Source organism: Psychrobacter sp. CX16 (assembly GCF_057396245.1).
The window spans coordinates 1-2,417 of the sequence record NZ_JBXYJF010000056.1; the positions used below are offsets into that span (position 1 = coordinate 1).

Here is a 2,417-nt window from a genome sequence, read left to right on the forward strand (position 1 = left end):
ATAGCTCCTGCACTTGCTGTAGCAGTATTACCCGCAGCATCACTGGTGGTTACTACAACATCTGTGTACTCGCCTTCCGGTAGCACATAGTTGCCTTCTGTATTTTTAACCGCGTTAACCGTCGTACCATCTGCTAAGGTGCCGACCACTGAGTCAATGGTGTCACCCTTACTATCGATGGTTAGGATACCACTGTTGGTAATGCCATCTGTTGCATCGGAACCTGAATCTGTAGCAAGTTCTATCGTCGGATCAGTAATAGAGCTGTCTACGGTAATGGCACCAGTACTTGCTGTAGAGGTGTTACCTGCGGTGTCAACCGTAGTTACAGTGACATCAGTGTACTTACCTTCTGGCAAGACATAGCTACCATTGACTAAGTTAATGGTCTCTTCACTACCGTCCGCTTTGGTCGCTACTACTGATTGGATAGTGTCGCCATTGTCGGTGATGCTTAAGGTGCCATCATTGGTAATGCCGTCATCAATTACGGTACCTGAATCAGTGGTTAGGCTAATAGCTGGGTCATCGATTAATGTATCTACCGTGATAGCTCCTGCACTTGCTGTAGCAGTATTACCCGCAGCATCAGTGGTGGTTACTACAACATCTGTGTACTCGCCTTCCGGTAGCACATAGTTGCCTTCTGTATTTTTAACCGCGTTAACCGTCGTACCATCTGCTAAGGTGCCGACCACTGAGTCAATGGTGTCACCCTTACTATCGATGGTTAGGATACCACTGTTGGTAATGCCATCTGTTGCATCGGAACCTGAATCTGTAGCAAGTTCAATGGTAGGCTTAGTGATAGTAGTATCAATGACTATTTCATTACTACTTAAATCATCAGTTTTATTATTTGCAGAATCAATAATCGTTGCAACAACCTCATAATTACCTTCCGTCAGAGGTGTAAACTCTCCTGATACTGGTACAGCAGTCTCAGTATCTAATGTCCATTCATTATTGGCATTCGGCGTCACTTCATAAGTTGCACCACCAACAACCACCTGAAGAATATCACCCTCTTCAAGGATTGCTGTTCCAGTCAGTATTGGAGTAGTGTCGTTTGTTTCAATTTCATTAACAGTTGGTGCGTTACTGGGCTTAGTAGTATCGACTTGAGCACTCTCATCAACAGGCGCACTCTCGTTACCCGCTTGATCCGTAATCGTTGCGGTCACATCAAGGGTCTCACCGTCTGCAGGAGCGGTTACTTTGGTGGTTACCTCACCGGCTGTGATAGCCTCTTCTGTTACTTCAACCTTAGTACCGTTAATCGTGACGATGTCGCCTGCTTCAACGCCTGCTGGTAAGCCTACTGTCACCTCAACGTTACCGTCTGCGTCAATTTCATCGGCAGTGATAAAGTCATCTCCATTACCAATGTCAACTTTAGTCGGTACTTTAGGGGCTGTGGTATCGGTATCCGCACTGTCTGTCACTTCGGCGCTTGGATTGCCTGCCTCGTCAGTGATGGTCGCTGTTACGTCAAGCGTCTCACCTTCTGCTGGAGCCGTTACTTTGGTGGTGATTTCACCAGCCGTAATGTCGCCTTCTGTCAGTACAGTTTCAACGCCATTAACGGTCACGATGTTACCTGCTACCGCATCTGCTGGTAGACCAACGGTCACCTCAACCTTACCGTCTGCGTCAATCTCATCAGCAGTGATAAACTCATCACCGTTACCAATAGTTACGGCAGTGGGTGCGTCTGGCGCACTGGTGTTTGTGGTAGCGCTGTCTGCTACAGGGGCACTCTCGTTACCCGCTTGATCCGTAATCGTTGCAGTCACATCAAGAGTATCACCATCTACAGGAGCGGTTACTTTGGTCGTTACCTCACCGGCTGTGATAGCGTCTTCTGTTACTTCAACTTTAGTACCATTAATCGTGACGATGTCACCTGCTTCAACGCCTGCTGGTAAGCCTACTGTCACCTCAACGTTACCGTCTGCGTCAATTTCATCGGCAGTGATAAAGTCATCTCCATTACCAATGTCAACTTTAGTCGGTACTTTAGGGGCTGTGGTATCGGTATCCGCACTGTCTGTCACTTCGGCGCTTGGATTGCCTGCCTCGTCAGTGATGGTCGCTGTTACGTCAAGCGTCTCACCTTCTGCTGGAGCCGTTACTTTGGTGGTGATTTCACCAGCAGTAATGTCGTCTTCTGTCAGTACAGTTTCAACGCCATTAACGGTCACGATGTTACCTGCTACCGCATCTGCTGGTAGACCAACGGTCACCTCAACCTTACCGTCTGCGTCAATCTCATCGGCAGTGATAAACTCATCACCGTTACCGATCGTCACGGCAGTGGGTGCGTCTGGCGCACTGGTGTTTGTAGTGGCGCTGTCTGTTAAAGGCGCACTCTCGTTACCCGCTTGATCCGTAATCGTTGCGGTCACATCAAGGGT

At 48.3% G+C, this 2,417-nt stretch carries 1 protein-coding gene; it reads right to left on the minus strand.

The window, feature by feature from the left end:
* Positions 1-2,417 (minus strand): beta strand repeat-containing protein (locus AC2SLM_RS12735; RefSeq protein WP_486554263.1); only part of this gene is annotated, 2,417 nt, incomplete at both ends.